Annotated in this window: 2 protein-coding genes and 1 pseudogene; all 3 read left to right on the top strand. The window is 31.8% G+C overall.

The genetic code is table 11. The annotated features are described in order from the left end of the window. Window positions 1-240 (top strand): annotated as a pseudogene (locus HMPREF9073_RS15805) (hypothetical protein); the annotation flags it as partial. A gap of 21 nt (window positions 241-261) precedes the next feature. Further along, window positions 262-1209, top strand: a complete 948-nt coding sequence (locus HMPREF9073_RS00015; protein WP_009411926.1) for a hypothetical protein — start codon at window positions 262-264, stop codon at window positions 1207-1209. 107 nt (window positions 1210-1316) lie between these two features. Beyond that, window positions 1317-2043, top strand: a 727-nt coding sequence (locus HMPREF9073_RS00010; protein WP_009411925.1) for a hypothetical protein, incomplete at its 3' end; no start/stop codon positions are given.

Below are 2043 nucleotides of genomic sequence, written 5' to 3'. Positions count from 1 at the left end.
CCTTTTTCAGTAGCTGATATCCTCAGCCTATACAAACAGGAATATGTTTCAAGGAATATATTATATCCAGAATATGATACCTATATGAATAGGGGAAGACCTTATAATCAAAGTATTTCCCAGAGAAAGTACTATTTGAAACTCTATGGAACTATAGAAGCTGGTAAAACATTAGAAAATACAGGGCAGATATGGTTTATCAATACTTTCGAAGGAACTTTTGGCATTAATACTTTTTAGAATATCCTAATTTGTATTACTATGAAAAATCTATTCTTAAAAACTTTAGTGCTATTCACTTTCCTTACCAATGTATTTATGACTTGCTCTAAGCCAGAGATAGAAACAGCTACAAGTAATAAGACAAAAGTGTTAAAGCATAATTACATAGTAGTTAATTCAGTAGATAACTCACCTGCTGAGGTAGAAGTAAGTTACTCAGTTTTTATTAATGGAAATGCTGAAAACATTGTAAAAACTGAACGTAAAACTACTCCTTTTATCATTGGAGGAGAAGAAGTAAAAGTAGTGTATGATAGTTTACTTTTTGTGCACGGAACTACTCGAAGATTTCATCAAAATGAACTAAAAAGGAATTACACTCCTCTTGGTGCTGACTATCTGTCAATCAAAAATTTATCATCAGTAGCTATTGAATATGCAGTTGTAGGCAATCCAAAATTAGAGTTTTCATCTGCTAATGAGATTGCTAATAGTAGTGATATTGTAAACAAAAATCAAATAGATAAAACAAAAGTTGTTAAGTATCTTGGTGGTGCAAACCCTATATATAAGGCTACTCCTGTATTGTACCTAATAAAACCTGAATTAGCCCCTCAAACTACGGTCTATGTACTCAAAGGAATATATGCCGCTGATGGAGGTGTTTCAGGTAGAGAAGCAGTAGCTGTGCCTCTTAAAACTCCTAATTTTGGAGAAATAGTAGCTAATACCCCTTTTTCAGTAGCTGATATCCTCAGCCTATACAAACAGGAATATGCTTCAGGGAATATATTATATCCAGAATATGATGCCTATATGGATAGAGGAAGACCTTATAATTACAGTATTTCTCAAGGCAAACACTATCTTAAATTTTATGGGACTATACTTCCAGACAAAACATTAGGAAATACAGGGCAGATATGGTTTATTAATACTTTTAAAGGAAGTTATGCCCTTGATGGTTTTCAGGAATATGAAGATTAAGGAAAATGAAGAATAGTTTTAATTTATAAAATTCTTACTTTTGTTTTACTTCTATGCATTCACTGGTGGAATCCTTGGTATTTAGTTTATGATTAAAAAAGAATGTTATGAAAAAGTTTATTGTAAAAGTGTTTTTAGTGTTTAGTATCTTTATCAGTTTTCAATTAAAATGTACTAAAACAGAAGAAGAAGTAATTGAAAACATAAAGACGAATTCTCTTAAACATAATTATATAGTAGTCAATTCAGTAGATAATTCACCTGCTGAAGTAGAAGTGAGTTATTCAGTTTTTATCAGCGGAAATACTAAAAATATCGTAAAAACAGAACGCATGACAACACCTTTCATTATAGGGGGAGAGTCTGTGCAAGTAAATTATGATAGTATTGTATATATTCGGGATAAAAAATTCCGCGATTACCAAAGAAAACTAAAAAGAAACTATACCCCTGAAGGTGCTGACTATCTATCAATCAAAAATCTATCATCAGTAGCTATTGAATATGCAGTTATAGGTAATCAAAAATTAGAGTTTTTATCTGCTGATGAGATTGCTAATAGCAGTGATATTGTAAACAAAAATGAAATTGATAAATCTAAGGTAGTTAAATATCCTAGCGGTGCAGCTCCTATATATAAAGCTACTCCTGTATTGTATCTAATAAAGCCAGAATTAGCCCCTCAAACTATAGTCTATGTACTCAAAGGAATATATAGTAGTGAAGGAGGAGTATCTGGAAACAAAGCTGTAGCAGTACCTCTTAAAGTACCTTATTTTGGTGAAGTGATAGCTCATACAGCTTTTTCAGTAGCTGATATCCTCAGCCTATACA

It is taken from the genome of Capnocytophaga sp. oral taxon 326 str. F0382 (assembly GCF_000318295.1).
Taxonomy (GTDB): Bacteria; Bacteroidota; Bacteroidia; order Flavobacteriales; family Flavobacteriaceae; genus Capnocytophaga; species Capnocytophaga periodontitidis.
This window is presented reverse-complemented; position numbering and strand designations above follow the sequence as displayed.

Coding starts and splice junctions, on each gene's coding strand:
- HMPREF9073_RS00015 (WP_009411926.1), top strand. CDS start 262: ATGAAAAATCTATTCTTAAAAACTTTAGTGCTATTCACTTTCCTTACC.